Below are 19,126 nucleotides of genomic sequence, written 5' to 3' on the forward strand. Positions count from 1 at the left end.
AACAAATGAGAATTTTAGTTATAGAAGATGAGATTAGCCTAAATAAAACAATTATAGACAATCTTAATGAATTTGGTTATCAAACCGATTCTTCTGAAAATTTTAAAGATGGAGAATACTTTATCGGCATTAGACATTATGATTTAGTTTTAGCAAACTGGACTTTACCTGATGGAGATGGAGTGGAACTTGTTAACACTATTAAACATAAATCTCCAAGAACTTCAGTTATGATTATGTCTTCAAAAACAGACAAAGAAACAGAAATCAAAGCTTTGAAAGCTGGAGCTGATGATTTTGTTAAAAAACCTTTAGATTTTGATATTCTACTCGCAAGAATTGAAGCAAGACTAAGACTTGGCGGAACCAATGTTATTAAAATTGAAGACTTAGTTATTGATCCAGATGAGGAAAAAATTACTTATAAAGGTCAAGATATAGAACTTAAAGGAAAACCTTTTGAAGTTTTAACGCACTTAGCAAGACATTCGGATCAAATTGTATCCAAAGAACAACTTTTAGATGCCATCTGGGAAGAACCTGAGCTAGTAACTCCAAATGTTATCGAAGTAGCTATCAATCAAATTCGTCAAAAAATGGATAAACCATTAAATATATCTACCATAGAAACAGTTCGTCGTAGAGGATACCGTTTCTGCTTCCCTAAAAAATCTTAACAATTTTGCACCTTCGGTGCAAAAAATTTATCTTTATTTCTATTTTTATATTTTATTTAAGTTTGGTTATTGTATAAACTAAAATTATTTTTTAAATTTTTGAAAGGTTATGATGTCTCTTTTAATTACAAAAGACTGCGTATGTTGTGATGCTTGCAGAGAAGAATGTCCTGATGAAGCTATTTATGAAAATAGTCCAATTTATGTAATAGACCCTGATCTTTGTTCAGAGTGCGTTAATGATTTTTCAGAGCCTGCCTGTATTGTTGCTTGCCCATATGAATGTATCATTCCTGATCCTGATAATGTAGAAACTATAGAAGAATTAAAACTCAAACATAGAGATAGAGAATTTTAATGGCAAAAAAAACAGCCGTTGTTGATCTTGGCTCAAACTCCATTAGAATGGTGATTTTTGAAAAAACTTCTAGATATGGTTTTTATACAACTTGCGAATACAAACGCAAAGTAAGACTTGGAGAAAATGCTTATAATAATGGCAAAATTCTCCAAGAAGAAGCCATGCAAAGAGCTGAAGATGCTTTAGCTTTTTTCAAACAATGCGCTTTAAAGCATAAATGCAAAAAAATATTTATAGTAGGCACATCAGCCTTAAGAGATGCCCCAAATTCAAAAAATTTCATTAAGAGAATCAAAGATAATCTGTCTTTAAATATACGCTGTATAGATGGAAAAAGCGAAAGCTACTTAGGTGGTCTTGCGGCTTTAAATTTATTAAGTCCTTTTAAGGATGGAACCACTTTAGACATAGGTGGTGGTTCTAGTGAATTGTGTTTAATAAAAAATAATAGAATTATTTCTTGCATATCTCTTGATATTGGCACTGTTAGGCTAAAAGAATTATTCTATGATACTGGAAAAATGGATTCTTTAGAAGAATTTATAAAACCAATTTTAGAACAAATTCCTAAAGAATTTTGCAATCAAAACCTTATTGCAATAGGTGGAAGCTTAAGAGCAATATCTAATTCCATCATGCAAAAAAATTCCTATCCACTGAAAAATTTACATGATTTTCGCTATATGCTAGATGAAGAAAAAGGACATATTTTAAAAATTTTTAATTCAAACTTAGACTCTTTAATCAATTTTGGCATAAAAAAGGATCGTTTTGATACCATTAAAGAAGGTATATTTATTTTTTTAAAGATTGCGGAAAAAATAAAAGCCAAACAAGTTATCACGAGTGGAGTTGGAATCAGAGAAGGAGTTTATTTACAAGATTTGCTTCGTCCTAAAATCACATTTCCATCAAATTTCAATCCTAGTTTAAAATGTTTACAAGATAAATTTTTACAATCAAAACAAAAAAATAAAACTCCACATTTTGCTCTCCAAATTTTTACAGCCCTTAAAAATCTTCATAGACTTAACGATAACTACAAACATACTTTACTAAATGCTGCTAAATTATGCCATATTGGAGAATATTTAAATTTCTATTTTGCTAATGAACACTCTGCTCATTTTGTACTAGGTGGATTAAATTATGGATTTTCGCATAAAGAAAAAGCTTTAATTGCTAGCATTATTAAGCTTAATGGAAAAAAAGTTAATCCTTATAATCTTGAACCCTATAAACAACTTTTACCCAATATTCATACCATTTCATGGCTTAATTTTATTTTGTGCTTAGCTAAAACTTTAAGCACAAATGAAGATAAGATTGATTTTGCTTTTGCAAACAATACTCTTTATATATATCAAGAAAACAAAATTCTTAATTTACCCAAAGATGAGCTCAAAAAAATTGCAAAACCAGCTACCATAGCATTAGCAATCAATCAAAAAATTTAAGATTTTTTACCTTTTTGACGCTGCTCTATAAGATTTTGAATTCTTTTTTTATTCTCTTCAAAAAAAGAATCAAAATTTTTCTCTGTTTTTTCTGTATGTTTTATTATTTGTTCCTCTGGAATTTCAACACTTTCTAAAAGTACATTGGAATTACCTATTATCATTGTATAACGTTTGTTGGCGTGATCAAAAACAACAAGTTGATTATTTTTATCCAAAAATCTTTGGAAAATCATAGTAAAATCTCTAGAAACATTGTTATTTTTATAAACCATAGTCTTTTTAAACCACCAAAGCACTATTAACAAAATAACTAAAATCAACATTACTAAGATATAATTTGTATAATCATACCATTCTAAACTTGTACTTTTTGGTTTAGGCATTAATTCTTGAGAATTATTCGCAGTAGTTATAGGTGATGCTACAGATTCGATATTTGCTTTCCCTTGCTCTATAGCTCGTATTCTTACTCCAAATTTATCATTGATAGAGCTAAGTTCTAAATTAATATTTTGTTTGTTTTGTAGCATAATATAGGTATTATTATTTTTAGAACTAATACTAATTTTATCTACAAGCTGAGAGTTAAGTTCTTTTAATTCATCTTTAGAATACGTTAAATCACTAAAAGTTAAAAGAGTTAAATTTTTTTCTTTTTTTTGAGAAATCTTGCCATTATAAGCATTATCAAAAGAAAGCATTAAATCTACTCGGTCATTTCTATCGTAGATATTATAACTAATCAACTCAACACTATATAAAGGTAAAATTAAAAAAAATAATACTAGTAATCTCATTTAAATTTCTTTTTTAAAGTATTGAAACACAGTCTTAGAATCCAAAATTTCATTAATTCTTATAGCGAGATTTTTTTCATAAACCATAACCTCGCCTTTGCCAAAAATTCTTTTATTGATATAAAGCTCAACGCTTTCTCCAGCAGGCTTTTCAAGATCAATAACCGAACCTACTTCAAGTTTTAAAAGCTCCGCTACACTCATATTTGTAGTTCCAAGCTCGCTTACAAAATCTACTGTAATATCTAAGATATCTTCATAAGATTGTAAAAGCCCATGATGAATGTTAAACTCTATATCATCGCTCATTATTTGCAATATCCTATTCTAAAATAACAATTTTCAAATTTATAAGTTAAAGCTTCATCTAGAACTATTTCAGAAAAATCAACTTTTCCTAAATATTCCGGAATTCCGAGTTTATACTCGTCATCACCCTTGGCATCATTTAACAAATTTTTAGCATAACCTATAATCTGATTGGCACATTCTTTAGTTAAATCGCACCAGTCATCTTCTTTAAATTTTTCATCATTAATTAAAATTTCTGCAATTTTTTTTAAAAATTCTTTTGGAAAAAATAAATAAAAATTACTTTCTCCTTCGCTTTTGCCCATGATAGAAATACTCGCTCCATAAAGTTCACCGCTTATATCTTGAGCTGCTTCAATGCGAAGTCTTAAGATATGCTCGCAAAAATGAGTGATGGAATACTCAAGAATCTTTAACATAGCTACCACCTTTATAAAAAACTTAATTTAAAATTATAGTAAATATAAAATAAAAATATGTTTTAAAATTTTATTTTTTGAAAATTTCTTCAATATCTTTCATTATTATATCCAAATTTCCTTGTTTAAAACACTTTACTATGCTAGTTCCCACAATCACTCCATCAGCAACTTTTCTCATTCTTTTTACATCTTGATTATTTTGAATGCCAAAACCTACAAAAATAGGCAAATTTGTAAAAGATCTGATTTCTTTTACTTTATCTTGTAAGACTGCTTCTTCGACACTTTTAGTACCTGTAATACCTATGCTTGCTAATAAATAAATAAAACCTTTAGCATGTTTTACTAACTTTTTAACCCTTTCTTTAGGGGTTGTAACACTTACAAGTGTAATTAAAGCTATATTATATTTTTCACACTCTTTAATTAAATCATCACTTTCTTCAAAACTTAATTCAGGTATAATCAAAGCACAAATCCCTAAAGATTTTGCTTTTTTCACAAATTTTTCCAAACCATAAGAAAAAATTAAATTATAATAAACCATAAAAACCAAAGCTTTTTTAGTTTTTACCCTAGCTAAAAGCTCAAAAACATTGTAAATATCTACACCTTGATCAAGAGCTATTTTTGCCGCATCTGCAATAATCTCACCATCGGCAATAGGATCACTATAAGCAACACCAAGTTCTAAAATATCAATAGGGCTTTGATCCAATCTTTGCAAAAAAGCTTCACTTGTTTGAAGATTTGGATAACCTAAAACCGTATAAGCCACATTTGCATTTTCTTTATAAAATTTTCTAAAATCAACCATAAATCACCCCTTTTTTATAATCTCTAATCATTTGCATATCTTTATCTCCCCTACCTGAAAGATTTACTACTATCACGCTTTTCTTTTTTAAAGTTGGACAAAGTTTTTCTAAAAATGCCAAAGCATGCGAACTTTCAATCGCTGCAATAATACCTTCTTCTTTACAAAGTAATTTTAAAGCCTGCATACATTCTTCATCACTTATAGCATGATATTGCGCTCTTTTGCTTTCAAATAAAAAAGCATGCAAAGGACCAATTCCTGGATAATCAAGCCCTGCAGAAACACTATGTACAGGCAAGATATTGCCTAAATCATCTTGTAAAACCTTGGTTTTCATACCGTGAATAATGCCTGTTTTTCCCTTATTTAAAGTCGCTGCATGATAAGGCGTATCAATGCCAAGCCCCCCTGCTTCAATACCTATAAGTTTAACATTTTCATCTTTGATAAAATCATAAAATATTCCTGCTGCATTGCTTCCACCCCCAACAGCTGCAATAATATAATCTACTTTTTTATTGAGTTTTTGAAGTTGCATTTTGCATTCTTTTCCTATAATGCTTTGAAAATGCGTTACTATTTTAGGATAAGGATAAGGACCTACCGCGCTTCCAACCACATAAAAAATATTTTTAATATCCCCAACCCAAGCTTGAATAGCTGCAGTAGTAGCTTCTTTTAGAGTTTTAAGCCCACTTTGTACTGCATGAATTTTAGCACCCAAAAGCTCCATTTTATAAACATTTAAAGCCTGTCTTTGCACATCGATTGCCCCCATATAAATTTCACATTCAAGTCCTAAAAGTGCTGCTGCAGTGGCTGTTGCAAGTCCGTGTTGACCTGCTCCTGTTTCTGCTATGATTTTTTTCTTTCCCATTTTTTTTGCTAAAAGGGCTTGAGCGATAGCATTATTGATTTTATGTGCTCCAGTATGATTTAAATCCTCGCGTTTTAAATAAATTTCATGCTGATATTTTTTGCTTAAATTTCTAGCAAAATAAAGTGGAGTAGGACGGCCTACATAAGTTTTTAAAAGCTCGTTTAATTCTTTTTTAAAGAGTTTATCTTTAGAAAATTTCAAAAAAGCACCTTCTAGCTCATTTAAAGCAAACATTGCACTTTCAGGCAAAAACTGCCCACCAAAATCCCCATAATACGCTTTTTTCATTTTTTCAACTCCTTTAAAATTTGTTTTATTTTATTGATATCTTTTAAGCCTTTTTCATCTTCAAATTTCGAATTAAGATCTAAAATTTTAGCTCCTGTTTTTACAGCCTTATGAATATTATCTAAACCTATGCCTCCAGCTAATACAAAATCTTTAGTATAAGAACTTAATAAAGTCCAATTAAAACTTATTCCATTACCGCCCTTTAAAATTCCCTTAGCATCAAAAAGCACTAAATCAGCAAAAATTTCACTTTTTAAATCTAAACTATCTTCCACACTTATCACCTGCCATACAAAAACATTTTGTACCTTTAAAATTTCAAATTCTTCTTTGGTAATAGTGCGATAAATTTGTACTCCATCAAGCTTAACTTCTTGAATACATCTTAAAATTTGTTCCAAATTTTCATCTACAAAAACACCGACAACTTTTTTATCTTTTTCATGAAAAATTGCACTTAAATTTCTTGCTTGTTCTAAACTCACTCTTCTTGGACTTTTAGCAAAAATAAGTCCAAAAAAATCAATATTTAAAAAAGCTAAATCTTTAGCATTTTTTTCATCTTTAATGCCACAAATTTTAAGCTTTAGCATAAGCTTGATACTCCTTAAAATACTCTATAACTTTACCTGAATAAATGGCTTCTAAAATCATATCTTTAGCCACTAAAGGCGAACTTGCTTTATTGGCTGTATAAAGTGCAAACATAGCATTTAAAACTACTAAATCAAATTTTGCCCCTTGCATTTTACCACTTAAAATATCTTTTAAATCCTTAGCGTTTTCATATGCACTAGATCCTATGATTTCACTATGAAAAGCTCTTTTAAAACCAAATTGTTCAGGACAGATAGAATACTCTAAAATTTCTCCTTCACAAAGCTCATAAATTTTACTTTCATCGCAAATACTAAGCTCATCCATACCATCATTTCCTCTTACCACTAAAGCTTTTTTGCGTCCTAAATTTTTTAAAACCTCTATCAAAAGCCTATGCACAGGTGCGTGATAATTTCCCATAAGTTGATATTTTAACTTTAAATTAGGGTGCAATAAAGGACCTAAAACATTAAAAACCGTTCTTACTCCAAGCCTTGATCTGATCTCTTTAAGTTCTCCTACTAAAGGATGGAAAAATGGAGCATGTAAAAAACTAAGCCCTTGATTGTTTAGTTGTTTTAAAGCTGATTCTAAAGTGTTTGGAGTAGTTATATTTAAAGCTTCTAACACATCTGTACTTCCACTAGAACTTGAAATGGCACGATTTCCGTGTTTAGCTACTTTTACTCCTAAAGCTGCTAAAATAAAAGCACTAGTCGTAGAAACATTGATACTTTTAAAACCATCTCCACCTGTTCCACAAATATCAATCATCTCACTCTCATCACTAAAAGTTTGAGAATATCTTAAAATTTGCCTTACAAAAGCACTTAAAGATTTTTCATTTAAAGACTTTTCAGTGATTAAAATCAATAAAGCCGCCACTTGCAAAATTTCATAATCTTTAGACATAATAATCTTACAAATTTGCTCAAAATCATCGCTTTGTAAAAAATGATTTTCACTCATTTTTTGCAAATAAAAACTTAAAGGATTTTCTTGTTTTTGTGATTTTTTTATATCTTGTTTTAAAAAATTAGAAAAAAGCTGTAAGCCATATTCACTAAAATAGCTTTCAGGGTGAAATTGCACACCATAATAAGGTAAATTTTTATGTCCCAAAGCCATAATCACACCCTTTTCATCAAGGGCTAAAATTTCAAGCTCATCACCAAGCTGTTTAACCTCTAAAGAATGATAACGCATCACGCTAAAATTTAAAGGTAAATTAGAAAATAATTCATTTTCCCTGCACTGTTTTATCAAAGAATTTTTTGCATGCATAGGCTCTTGCATCTTAACCACTAAAGAATCAAAAGCTAAAGCTAAAGCTTGATGTCCTAAGCAAATGCCCAAAACAGGGATATTAAGCCTTGCTTTAAAAATTTCAAGACAAATCCCACTTTGACTGGGATGTTTTGGACCAGGGCTTAAAATAATATGAGTAGGATTTAAATTTTTAATTTCACTCAGAGAAATTTCATCATTTCTTCTTACTAAAATTTCATCATTGCTGAGTTGTTCTAACATGCTTTTAACATTAAAAACAAAAGAATCATAATTATCAATTAAAAGTATCATTGATTTTCCTTTTTTAATTTTTCAAAAGCTACCAAAAGTGCCTTGCGTTTAGCACAAATTTCTGCATATTCTTTTTGACTCTCACTTTGCAAAACAATACCCGCCCCACTTGCCAAATAAGCCTTATCTTGAGTAAAAAAAGCGCAACGGATTAAAATCGCTAAAGTTATATCTTCATTGAAATTTAAAAATCCTACCGCACCACCATAAACTCCACGATCACAATCTTCAAGCTCACTAATGATCTCTAAAGCTCTTATTTTAGGAGCTCCACTTAAAGTTCCCGCTGGAAAAACTGCTTCAATCACATCGAAAATACTCGCATCTTCTTTCATATTGGCATACACTTCACTCACTATATGCATGACAAATTTATTTTTAATAATAGAAAAAAGATTTTCCACCCTTGTTTGAGTGCCAAATTTAGAAGCATCATTTCTTGCTAAATCTACAAGCATCTTATGTTCACTAAGTTCTTTTTCATCACTTAAAAGATCTTTTTCTAAAGCCAAAAGATCGCAGTTATTTTCCAAATTTCTAGTTCCAGCAATAGGGGCTAAATAAATCTCTCTTTTTTTAATTTTTAATAAAAACTCTGGAGAAGAACCCAAAACAACACCATATTTACTTGGAAAATAAAACATATAAGCGCTTGGATTTAAAACACTTAAACTCTCATAATAATCAAAAGCATTTACTTGATGCTTGATACAAAGTTGCTTACTTAAGACCACTTGAAAAATATCTCCACTTAAAAGATATTCTTTAGCTTTTTCACACATTTTTAAAAAATCATTTTTTTCATCTTCTAAAGAGTTTAAAATTTCAAAATCATTTTTTTGCTTCGTTTTTATTGGCTCAATATCATCTTTTAAATATTCAAAATATTTTGAAGCGCCAAATTTAAAAAATATCTTACTATTTTTCTCATAAATCAAATAAGCTTTAGCATTGGCGAATAAAAATAAAGGAAAATCATAATTTTTCTTAGAAGAAAGTGGAATTTTTTCAAACAAAGATACAAAATTTGCACTAAAAACTCCAAAAAATCCAGCAAAATCGCAAATTTTATTCTTGCTTAAAGCTTCATAATATTTTACCTTAAACTCGCTAAAGGATAATTCATTAGCATCTAAATAATCACAATCAATCCCTATAATTACCTTAGTCAAATCCTCTGCAAAATAAGAATTTTCAAATTTTTCAAGGATTTGTCTGTAATAAAAATTTACATTTTTAACAAACATAATAAACCTTTTTAAAAATTAAAATAAATTAAAATAACATTAAAGAAAAAATTTAGATAAAAAGAAGTTTAGAAACGCCAAGAGCGAAGAGTATGTGTAAGTTTTAAAATCAAAGAACTACTAAAAAAACCATTTTCACTCATCTTTTACCTTTCTTATAAAATATTTCAAAAATTAAGACTTTTATGAAAATTTTTAAAGTCTAAATTAATTTTAATCAATAAATATAAAATTTGCTTTAAATTTAAAATAAATATTATAAAATCTTTATATTTTATAATATTTTGAAACATTTTTACGATGCTTAAAGTTACCAAAAAAATATTCTATTTTTATAAAAAACTAAGATAATACTTAGCTTAATAAGATAAAATTATTCCGTATTTGAAATATTTAATATTTTTTAGGAAAAGCTATGGAAATCACAGATTTACCTTATCTAATCATAGGAATCATTTCAGGTATTGCTTCTGGACTTTTTGGCATTGGTGGAGGTATGATTATCATTCCTTCTATGTTCGCACTTGGAGCAAGTGCTCACCATGCTATCGGAATTTCAGTATTGCAAATGATTTTTGCAGCAGTTTTTGGCTCTTATATTAATTATAAGAAAAAAAATCTAAATCTTAAAGATGGTATTATGATAGGTTTTGGAGGGCTCATAGGGGCAAGCTTTAGCGGAATGCTTTTAAAAGCTTTAAGCGATGTAGCTCTTACTAGCGTATTTTTGGCGGTAAGTTGTATATTTTTTATCAAATATGCTTTTGGAATTAAAGAAAACATTGTGCAAAATCAAAGAAGCGTTTGGGTAAAGAATGTCATTTTATTTATTGCTGGAGCTTTTACTGGTATTTTTGCTATTTCTTTGGGAATTGGTGGTGGACTTTTAATTGCTCCGATTTTAGCTTATTTTTTAGGCTATGATAGTAAAAAAGTTGTTTCTTTATCCTTGTTTTTTGTTATTTTTGCTTCAGTCTCTGGTATTATATCTTTTTCAAATTCTGGAGTTATAGACTCTGAAGTTATTCATAAAGGAATACTAGTAGGTATAGCTTCTATGGTTGGAGTTTTTATAGGAATTAAAATCATAGAAAAAATGCATATTTCAGCTCATAGAAAAATTTTACTTTGCGTATATGCCTTATCAATACTTGGAACCACCCACTCTTTACTTAATAAGCTAAATCTTATAAATTTTTAACTTGGATTTATCCAAGTTCTTTTAATATTATTATGCTAAAATCTTAAATTTATTTAATGTTTAGGAAAGACTATGAACGATACCATCAAAATCATTGGTGCAAGAGAAAATAACCTAAAAAATATCCACCTTGAAATTCCCAAAAACAAACTCATTGTTTTTACAGGACTGAGTGGGAGTGGAAAATCAACCCTTGCTTTTGGAACTCTTTATGCTGAAGGACAACGCCGTTATATAGAAAGTTTAAGCGCTTATGCTAGACAATTTTTAGATAAGGTAGGCAAACCTGATGTTGATAAAATCGAAGGTTTAACCCCAGCCATTGCTATAGATCAAAAAACCACTTCTAAAAACCCACGCTCTACCGTAGGAACCATCACTGAAATTTATGATTATCTAAGACTTTTATATGCAAGAGTAGGTATTCAACATTGTCATCAATGTGGACAAAAAATCTCATCTATGAGTGCAAGTGATATAGTCAGTGAAATTTTAAAATTTCCAAAAGGTGCAAAAATCATCATCTACGCTCCACTCATACGAGAAAAAAAAGGAACTTATGCAGATTTACTTGAAAATTTACGCAACAAAGGCTATGTAAGAGCTCAAATCGATGGAGTTTTAGTAAGACTTGATGAAGAAATTGAACTGGCTAAAACCAAAAAACACACCATTAAACTTGTCATAGATAGACTTGAAATTCAAGAAGATTTACTTTCTCGCCTTGCAAGCGATATAGAAAAAGGTTTACAAGAAAGCTTTGGAGAAATAGAAATAGAAGTTTTAAATCATGAAGAAATAAACCTTAATAAACACTATCATTTTAGCGAGCATTCAGCTTGTTTTGATTGTAAAATTTCCTTTGTTCCACTTGAACCTTTAAGCTTTTCTTTTAATTCTCCAAAAGGAGCATGTGAAGCTTGTGATGGACTTGGAATTCGTTATACTTTAGATATGAAAAAAATCATCGATGAAAATTTAAGCCTCGAAAATGGTGCTGTTAAAATCATGTATGGTTTTAACAAAAGTTATTATTATAAATTCCTAATCGCCTTTTGCGAACAAAATGAAATTCCTATCAAAATACCTTTTATGCAATTAAGCGAAGAACAAAAACGCCTTGTATTGTATGGTAATGCCAAAACTATAGAATTTCTTTGGAAAAGAAATCGTCTAAAACGCACTTTTGAAGGCGTGGTTAAAATGGCTTATGAAATGCTAAAAGATGAAAAAGATTTAGCCGAATATATGAGTGAAAAAATTTGTAAAGACTGCGGTGGGCATCGTTTAAAACCCGAAAGTTTAGCCGTGAAAGTAGCCAAAAAAGGCTTGGGTGAAATTTTAGATATGAGCATAGAAGATAGTACGGCCTTTTTTGCAGATGAGAAAAATTTTTCTTATTTAAGCGAGCAACAAAAACTTATTTCTAAACCTATCCTAAAAGAAATCAACGAAAGATTGTTTTTCTTGTATGATGTGGGGCTAGGTTATCTTTCCTTAGGGCGCGATGCAAGAACGATTAGTGGGGGTGAAGCACAAAGAATCCGCATAGCTTCACAAATTGGCAGTGGTTTAAGCGGAGTGATGTATGTCTTAGATGAGCCTAGCATAGGACTTCATGAAAGAGATACTGCAAAACTGATTAAAACTTTAAGAAATTTACAACAAAAGGGCAATACCCTAATTGTCGTAGAGCATGATAAAATGACTATAGAAGAAGCAGATTTTATTGTGGATATTGGCCCAAAAGCAGGAAAATTTGGAGGTGAGGTTGTATTTAGTGGAACTTATAAAGAACTTTTAAAAAGCAAAAGCGAAACTGCACTTTATATGAATGGGAAAAAACAAATTTCACAACTTCAAAACAGAGCACAAAAAGAATGGCTTGAACTTAAAAATGTAAATATTAACAATATCCAAGATTTAAGCGTAAAATTTCCTTTACAAAATTTAGTCGCTATAACAGGAGTTTCAGGTTCTGGAAAAAGTTCTTTGATACTTCAAACCCTACTTCCTTTTGCACAAGAGGAATTAAACCGGGCTAAAAAAGTTAAAAAACTTGGTGGGGTGCAAATAGAAGGACTTGAAAAACTTGATAAAGTTATTTATCTTGATCAAAGCCCAATTGGACGCACACCACGTTCAAATCCTGCCACCTATACAGGCGCTATGGATGAAATCAGAAATCTTTTTGCCGCCACTAAAGAAGCTAAAATGCGTGGTTATAAAGCAGGACGCTTTTCTTTTAATGTAAAAGGGGGAAGATGTGAGAAGTGTAGCGGAGATGGAGAAATCAAAATAGAAATGCATTTTTTACCTGATGTTATGGTGGTTTGTGATACTTGCGGGGGCAAACGCTACAATGATGCCACGCTAGAAATCAAATATAAAGGCAAAAATATCAGTGAAATTTTAAATATGAGTGTTTTAGAAGCGAGTGAATTTTTTACAGCCGTTCCTAAAATCAAACAAAAATTAGACACTCTAGTAAAAGTGGGCTTAGATTATCTAACCCTAGGACAAAATGCCACCACCTTAAGTGGAGGTGAAGCACAAAGAATCAAACTTGCCAAAGAACTAAGTCGTAGCGATACAGGAAAAACCCTTTATATACTTGATGAGCCTACAACAGGACTGCATTTTGAAGATGTTAATAAACTCATCTTAGTTTTACAACATTTAGTTGATCTTAAAAATTCGGTTTTTGTGATAGAGCATAATTTAGATGTGATTAAAAATGCTGATTATATCATCGATATGGGGCCTGAAGGCGGAGTTAAAGGCGGCAAGGTTATTAGCACAGGAAGCGTGGAAAAAGTCGCTAAAGAACACAAAAAAACCCGTTCTTACACAGGATATTATCTAGACTTAGAGCTTAAAAATACACAAAAATCATAATTTTATGTTTGATTTTTTATATAATGATATAAGTTATTTAGGACTTTTTATAGTGTGTTTTCTTTCAAGCACACTATTACCTTTGGCAAGCGAAGCCTTTGTTTTAGGCTTTATAAAACTTGATTTTAATCCAAATTTAGTGCTTATCGTAGCTACTTTGGGTAATACCTTAGGAAGTTTAAGTACTTATGGCTTGGCTTATCTTGGTAAGCAAAAAATTTTAGAAAAATACTTTAGCAAATCCTTGAAAAAATTAGAAAATTTCAATGCTAATTTTGCCAAATTTGGAAGTATATTTGCTTTTTTAAGCTTTTTACCTTTAGTGGGAGATCTTTTTGCCTTAGGACTTGGTTTTGCGAAATATTCTTTTTTAAAAACTATATTTTTTATCTTACTTGGAAAATTAAGTCGTTATGCTTTCATAATTTTCATAGCAAACTCCTTTTAAAAGCCTCTCTTTTATAAGTTTTAAAAGCTTTGCATTGTCTACATTTTTTAAAATTTTAACACAATTTTTAGTGCTTAAATCCATCCCCATACTCATTTTTGGTTCTTTAAAGCAACGCCAACTCATACCTCTTGCCAAAGAACTATCGCAAATAACATCAGCATAACACTCATCAAAATCTGCAATACTAGAATCTAATGCGTAAGCTATCGTTAAAGCGTCATGTATCCAAGTTCCCTTTGTACCACGTGTTTTAGAAGCATAATCAATCCAAACGCCTAAAGTTTCAACGATAAAATCGCATAAAATATTCTTAGCTTGCAACTCTTTTAAATCCTCATGAGTCAATAAAGTCTGCATGGTTACATTATAAGGTACGAGTGTAATTTTAGCTCTTGAATTTAACACTATACTAGCCGCCTCAGGATCGAAACCAAAATTTGTATCTTTAGTGTAATAAGGCATATCAAAACTACCGCCCATAATAAAAAGCTCTTTAAGATTTATATCAAAATCTTTAAAAATTTTCATAGCCATAGCGATATTTGTCAAAGGTCCTATCGCACAAATAGAAATTTCTTTAGGATTTTTACCCACCAACTCACCCATTTTAAAAATCGCATCAGGATTTATATTTTCTAAAATTTCAGGACTTTTTATATTTTCCCAAAGATATTCGAGTTTAAAATTTTTTACACTTTCATCAAGTCTTTGACGCCAAGCTTTACTTGGTTCTTTTAAGGCTTCATTCGCTCCTAAATAAACGGGGATATTTAAATTTAAACGTTTAAATAAATCCTTAGCCACGCTATAGGCAACAAGACTTGGAACATTACCGCAAATTGTGCTTAGCATTTCAAGTTTGATTTCTTTAGATGCCAAAATCAAAGCAAGCGCTAAACCATCATCGGTATTTGCTCCTGCAATAGCATTGCCTATATCCGTGTCTAAAATAAGTCTCATATCGCATCTTCTATTTTATTTAAATCTCTGCCTCTAGTTTCTGGCGCAAAAAATGTAGTCACAAAACCTATACCTGCAGTTAATACAAAATACGTTGCGATAGGCCACCAAGTGCCATAATACGCAAGCAAAGCAGAAGCCACCATAGGCGCTGTTCCTCCTGAAAGAATAGAACCTAGCTCCTTAGCAAAAGCCATTTTTGTATAACGGTTTTTTACCCCAAAAAGTTCTACACCCCAAGCCGCTTGTACACCAAAAATCCCTAAAGATGCTAAAGACATACCTACAATAATAGTTAAAATCACAATAATTTCATTTTTACTATCTAAAAGCATAAAAGCAGGAAAAGCATAAATCATCAAAAGCAAACAAAACATTCTATAAGTAATACGTCTTCCAAATCTATCACTTAAATAACCTGCCAAAGGAATAACCAAAAAACCCGCCAATGAAGCTATCATTACCGCTGTAGTGGCAACTGATTTGTCTAAAAGTAAAATTTTAGTCACATAACCTACAATAAAACCTTGCGCAAGATAAGAAGGTCCGTTTTCGCCTATTCTTAAGCCCACCATAGTCCAAAAAGCACGACTTCTTTGCCAAAAACTTCTTTCATCTTTTTTCATATGCTTTTCGTTATTAAGACGCAATTTCATCATTTCATTTTTTTGCTTTTCAAAAACAGGGGTTTCTTTGACATGAAAACGAATATATACAGCAAAAAGAGCGATTAAAATACTTCCCATAAAAGGAACTCTCCAACCCCATTCTTTAAAACTCGCTTCATCCATTTGTACCATCAAAAGCCATACAAAAGACGCAAGCAAAGTTCCGCTATTTGATCCTAAGGCAATCACAGAAGAAACAAGCCCTCTTCTCTTGCTAGGAGCATATTCTCCAAGCATAACTGTTCCACCTGAAAGTTCAGCTCCTGCGCCAAAACCCTGCATAAAACGTAATGCAACCAAACAAATAGGCGCCCAAACACCAATCACTGCATAGCTTGGAATAAAACCTATAAGAGTAGTTGAAATTCCCATTAAAGCTATTGTAGCCATCATAACATTTTTTCTTCCGTGTTTATCACCTAAATAACCAAAAAACAAAGCCCCAATAGGTCTTGCAATAAAACCTATGCCATAAGTTACAAAACTAAGCAAAAGTGCAATTACTGGAGTTTGCTCAGGAAAAAACACTTCTGAAAAAATTGTTGCAGCTGCTAAACCATAAAGTGCAAAATCTGCATATTCCATAGCAGTTCCCAACCAGCAAGAAAAAACTGCCTTTTTAAAAACTTTCCTACCTTCAGGTGTATTAAAATTCTTATCCGCAATTCCATCAATTTGCTGATTTGTCATTACATTATCCTTATATTTTAATATATTTTTTTATAAATAATTTGTAATTATGGCTAAAAATTGCAGTGTTTTTGCTTAAAGATCTTAAATTGTAGACATTTTAAGCAAAATTTTGAAATAATATAACCCAAAAATATATTTTATCAAAGAAGAAATTATTATGAAAACTTTAACTATTATTGATACTTTTGGATTTTTTTTCAGACTTTACTACGCATTAAAAGGTTTTAAAAATTCACAAGGACAAGCTAGTGGAATGATTAGCGGTTTTGCAAATTTTATTTATAGCTTAAAAAATGAACACAAAAGTGATTATATTGTTTTTGCATTAGACTCCAAAGGAAAAACTTTTCGTAGCGAAATTGATCCAAACTACAAACAAAATCGCACTCCACCACCACCTGAACTTCTAGAACAAATTCCAATTTGCATAGAGATGATAGAAAAAATGGGTTTTATAAGCGTTTCTAGGGAAGGTTATGAAGCCGATGATATCATCGCTTCTTTTGTAAGAACTTGTGAAGATAGGGATATTTTTGTACGCATTATCACTCAAGATAAAGATCTTTATCAACTCATAAAAGATGGTAAAACAAGCATTTACAGTCCTATTTCTAAAAACGACTATGATGAAGCAGCGTGTTTAGAAAAATACGGAGTAAAACCTCATCAAATCAGAGATTTTTTAGCTCTTTGCGGAGATAGTTCTGATAATATTCCAGGCGTTAAAGGTATAGGCGCAAAAGGAGCCAAAACCTTACTTGATGAATTTGGCAGCATAGAAGGAATTTATGAAAATTTAACTCTAATACGCAACGAAAGAAGTCGTAACTTGCTTTTAGAGGGTAAGGAAAATGCATTTTTAAGCAAAAAATTAGCTTCTTTGTATGACAATTTAGAAGTGCAAAATCTCATAGAAAAAGCCACTTATCCTGATGAAGAACCTCTTTTAAAAATACTTGAAATTTTAGAACATTACGAACTTAATGCTTTGCTTAAAAAACTGCGTCAAAATCCTGATAATAAAGATAAAAATTTAGGTTTTAAAGCCACTTTAATACAAGATGAAAACAAACTTTTTGAAATTTTAAATACTCTTGATAAAGAAAGTATTATTGCTTTTGATACCGAAACTACAGGACTTGATACAAAAGAGGCAAAAATTGTTGGTTTTAGTTTTTGTATGAGTGAAAACGAAGCCTTTTATGTGCCTTTAACTCATAATTATCTTGGAGTAGGTGAGCAAATCTCATTGCAAAGTGCCAAAAAAGCTATAGAACTAATCTTTGATCATTTTGTTATAGGGCACAATCTCAAATATGATTTTAAAATCATTCAAAATAATTTTGGATTAAATTTGCCTCAAAAATACGCAGATACAATGATTTTAGCATGGCTTAAAAATCCTTCTTTAAGAGTAAATATGGATGATTTAGCCTTAAGACTTTTTAATTATGAAACCTTACATTTTGAAAGTCTTGTTAAAAAAGGAGAAAATTTTGCAAGCGTAGAACTTGAAAAAGCTTGCAAATACGCAGCAGAAGATGCTTATATCACGTTAAGATTTTATCTTTATTTTTTAAAAAATCTTGAAACTCCTTTATTAGAACTTGCTAAAAACTGTGAATTTGATTTCATTAAAATCATTATGATGATGGAAGAAAATGGCATAAAGCTTGATACAAATGCACTTGAAGTCCTTATGAAAAAATTTGAAAATGAAATCAAAAATTTAAGTGAAGAAATTTATACTCTTTGTGAGGATAGATTTAACTTAAACTCACCTAAACAAGTAGGTGATATACTTTTTGAAAAACTTAAACTTCCAAGTGGAAAAAAAGGAAAAACAGGATATTCTACCGATGAAAAAGTTTTAAATGCACTTTTAGATAAACATCCTGTAATTGCTAAAATTTTAGATTATAGAGAACTTGCCAAACTTTATTCCACTTATTGCGAACCTTTGTTAAAACTAGCGTTAAAAGATAAAAATTCACGCATTTATTCAAGTTTTTTACAAACTGGCACTGCAACGGGTCGCCTTTCATCTAAAGATCCAAATTTGCAAAATATTCCTGCACACGGACAATACGCAAAAGATTATAAATCTTGTTTTGTAGCTAAAGATGGATTTAGTTTTATCTCTCTTGATTATTCCCAAATCGAACTGAGAATGCTTGCGCATTTTAGCGAAGATGAAAAACTTTTAAATGCTTTTGCCAATGATGAAGATATACATGCAAGAACAGCTATAATGATTTTTGGAGAAAGCAATTATGAAACCAGAAGTGTTGCAAAAAGTATAAATTTTGGACTTATTTATGGCATGGGCTATAAAACTTTAAGTCAAAATTTAAAAATAGAAGCTCATTTAGCCAAATCTTACATAGAAAAATATTTTGAAAATTTTACTAGCATTAAAAAATATTTTGAAACAGTTAAAAACGAAGCTAAACAAAATGGTTTTATCACTACTTTAAGCGGTCGCAAGCGTTATTTTGATTTTGAAAATGCAAAACCTATGCAAATTGCCATGTATGAAAGAGAAAGCATTAATTCAATCTTGCAAGGTTCAGCAGCAGATGTAATCAAACTTGCAATGCTAGAAATCAATAAAGAATTAAATGAAGACAAAAAGCTTATTTTACAAATTCATGATGAATTAATTTTTGAAGTAAAAGATGATTTATGTGAAAATTTTGTAAAAAAAACTAGAGATATTATGGAAAATATAGTAAAATTAAAAGTAAAATTAAAAACAAGCTCAAGTATTGCCAAAAATTGGGGCGATTTAAAATAATCAAGGAGAT

General features: G+C 30.5%; 18 protein-coding genes. 7 read left to right on the forward strand and 11 right to left on the reverse strand.

From position 1 onward, the window contains the following. The first annotated feature begins 5 nt into the window (after positions 1 to 5). The 3 genes from hsrA (at position 6) to AJ887_RS08540 (ending at position 2,495) form a co-directional block, all read left to right on the forward strand. Positions 6 to 677, forward strand: a complete 672-nt coding sequence (gene hsrA / locus AJ887_RS08530) for a homeostatic response regulator transcription factor HsrA (RefSeq protein WP_070239998.1) — start codon at positions 6 to 8, stop codon at positions 675 to 677. Between the two features lie 112 nt (positions 678 to 789). Beyond that, on the forward strand, positions 790 to 1,035 hold the full coding sequence (locus AJ887_RS08535; protein ID WP_002854647.1) for a YfhL family 4Fe-4S dicluster ferredoxin: 246 nt from the start codon (positions 790 to 792) through the stop codon (positions 1,033 to 1,035). Then, positions 1,035 to 2,495 carry a Ppx/GppA phosphatase family protein gene (locus tag AJ887_RS08540; RefSeq protein WP_052858526.1) on the forward strand — a complete coding sequence of 487 codons (1,461 nt, stop codon included), beginning with the start codon at positions 1,035 to 1,037 and terminating at the stop codon, positions 2,493 to 2,495. Before AJ887_RS08535 ends, AJ887_RS08540 begins: the two co-directional genes overlap by 1 nt. Here AJ887_RS08540 and AJ887_RS08545 read toward each other — a convergent pair. From AJ887_RS08545 to AJ887_RS08585, 9 genes are all read right to left on the reverse strand, one after another. Further along, a complete protein-coding gene (locus tag AJ887_RS08545; RefSeq protein WP_070239996.1) occupies positions 2,492 to 3,295 on the reverse strand; it encodes a hypothetical protein in 804 nt (267 codons plus the stop codon). The genes AJ887_RS08540 and AJ887_RS08545 overlap by 4 nt on opposite strands. Continuing rightward, the gene (gene fliN / locus AJ887_RS08550; RefSeq protein WP_070239994.1) at positions 3,296 to 3,604 is read right to left on the reverse strand and encodes a flagellar motor switch protein FliN; all 309 of its coding nucleotides are present in this window, start codon (positions 3,602 to 3,604) and stop codon (positions 3,296 to 3,298) included. Beyond that, a complete protein-coding gene (locus tag AJ887_RS08555) occupies positions 3,604 to 4,026 on the reverse strand; it encodes a chemotaxis protein CheX (RefSeq protein ID WP_044780438.1) in 423 nt (140 codons plus the stop codon). The genes fliN and AJ887_RS08555 overlap by 1 nt, the downstream gene beginning before the upstream one ends. Before the next feature lie 70 nt (positions 4,027 to 4,096). Beyond that, entirely contained in the window at positions 4,097 to 4,846 is a 750-nt protein-coding gene (trpA, locus tag AJ887_RS08560; protein ID WP_070233655.1) for a tryptophan synthase subunit alpha, read from the reverse strand. Next, entirely contained in the window at positions 4,839 to 6,017 is a 1,179-nt protein-coding gene (gene trpB, locus AJ887_RS08565) for a tryptophan synthase subunit beta (protein ID WP_044778488.1), read from the reverse strand. The genes trpA and trpB overlap by 8 nt, the downstream gene beginning before the upstream one ends. Continuing rightward, positions 6,014 to 6,613: a phosphoribosylanthranilate isomerase gene (locus AJ887_RS08570; protein WP_044778487.1), complete on the reverse strand. Its 600-nt coding sequence runs from the start codon at positions 6,611 to 6,613 to the stop codon at positions 6,014 to 6,016. The genes trpB and AJ887_RS08570 overlap by 4 nt, the downstream gene beginning before the upstream one ends. Further along, positions 6,600 to 8,201 carry an anthranilate phosphoribosyltransferase gene (gene trpD, locus AJ887_RS08575; RefSeq protein WP_070239992.1) on the reverse strand — a complete coding sequence of 534 codons (1,602 nt, stop codon included), beginning with the start codon at positions 8,199 to 8,201 and terminating at the stop codon, positions 6,600 to 6,602. Before trpD ends, AJ887_RS08570 begins: the two co-directional genes overlap by 14 nt. Beyond that, entirely contained in the window at positions 8,198 to 9,448 is a 1,251-nt protein-coding gene (locus AJ887_RS08580; protein ID WP_070285084.1) for an anthranilate synthase component I family protein, read from the reverse strand. Before AJ887_RS08580 ends, trpD begins: the two co-directional genes overlap by 4 nt. A 167-nt stretch (positions 9,449 to 9,615) precedes the next feature. Continuing rightward, entirely contained in the window at positions 9,616 to 9,741 is a 126-nt protein-coding gene (locus tag AJ887_RS08585) for a hypothetical protein (RefSeq protein ID WP_044778484.1), read from the reverse strand. Between the two features lie 122 nt (positions 9,742 to 9,863). On the opposite strand from AJ887_RS08585, the gene AJ887_RS08590 reads away from it, so the two are divergent. The 3 genes from AJ887_RS08590 (at position 9,864) to AJ887_RS08600 (ending at position 13,995) form a co-directional block, all read left to right on the forward strand. Next, positions 9,864 to 10,649 carry a sulfite exporter TauE/SafE family protein gene (locus tag AJ887_RS08590; RefSeq protein ID WP_070239988.1) on the forward strand — a complete coding sequence of 262 codons (786 nt, stop codon included), beginning with the start codon at positions 9,864 to 9,866 and terminating at the stop codon, positions 10,647 to 10,649. 72 nt (positions 10,650 to 10,721) lie between these two features. Continuing rightward, positions 10,722 to 13,547 carry an excinuclease ABC subunit UvrA gene (uvrA, locus tag AJ887_RS08595; protein WP_002854378.1) on the forward strand — a complete coding sequence of 942 codons (2,826 nt, stop codon included), beginning with the start codon at positions 10,722 to 10,724 and terminating at the stop codon, positions 13,545 to 13,547. Between the two features lie 4 nt (positions 13,548 to 13,551). After that, positions 13,552 to 13,995 (forward strand): YqaA family protein, encoded by a 444-nt coding sequence (locus AJ887_RS08600; RefSeq protein ID WP_002854339.1) that lies wholly within the window; start codon positions 13,552 to 13,554, stop codon positions 13,993 to 13,995. On the opposite strand, the gene AJ887_RS08605 is transcribed toward AJ887_RS08600, so the two are convergent. Both AJ887_RS08605 and AJ887_RS08610 read right to left on the reverse strand, forming a co-directional pair. Beyond that, on the reverse strand, positions 13,951 to 14,958 hold the full coding sequence (locus AJ887_RS08605) for a nucleoside hydrolase (RefSeq protein WP_002854630.1): 1,008 nt from the start codon (positions 14,956 to 14,958) through the stop codon (positions 13,951 to 13,953). The two genes, AJ887_RS08600 and AJ887_RS08605, sit on opposite strands and share 45 nt — an antisense overlap. Beyond that, positions 14,955 to 16,316: an MFS transporter gene (locus tag AJ887_RS08610; RefSeq protein WP_044780425.1), complete on the reverse strand. Its 1,362-nt coding sequence runs from the start codon at positions 16,314 to 16,316 to the stop codon at positions 14,955 to 14,957. Before AJ887_RS08610 ends, AJ887_RS08605 begins: the two co-directional genes overlap by 4 nt. Before the next feature lie 160 nt (positions 16,317 to 16,476). Here AJ887_RS08610 and polA point away from each other — a divergent pair, with 160 nt between their 5' ends. Further along, positions 16,477 to 19,116: a DNA polymerase I gene (gene polA / locus AJ887_RS08615; protein ID WP_070239986.1), complete on the forward strand. Its 2,640-nt coding sequence runs from the start codon at positions 16,477 to 16,479 to the stop codon at positions 19,114 to 19,116. Positions 19,117 to 19,126 lie beyond the last annotated feature (10 nt).

The sequence above is a fragment of the Campylobacter sp. BCW_6466 genome, assembly GCF_001762835.1.
GTDB lineage: Bacteria > Campylobacterota > Campylobacteria > Campylobacterales > Campylobacteraceae > Campylobacter_D > Campylobacter_D jejuni.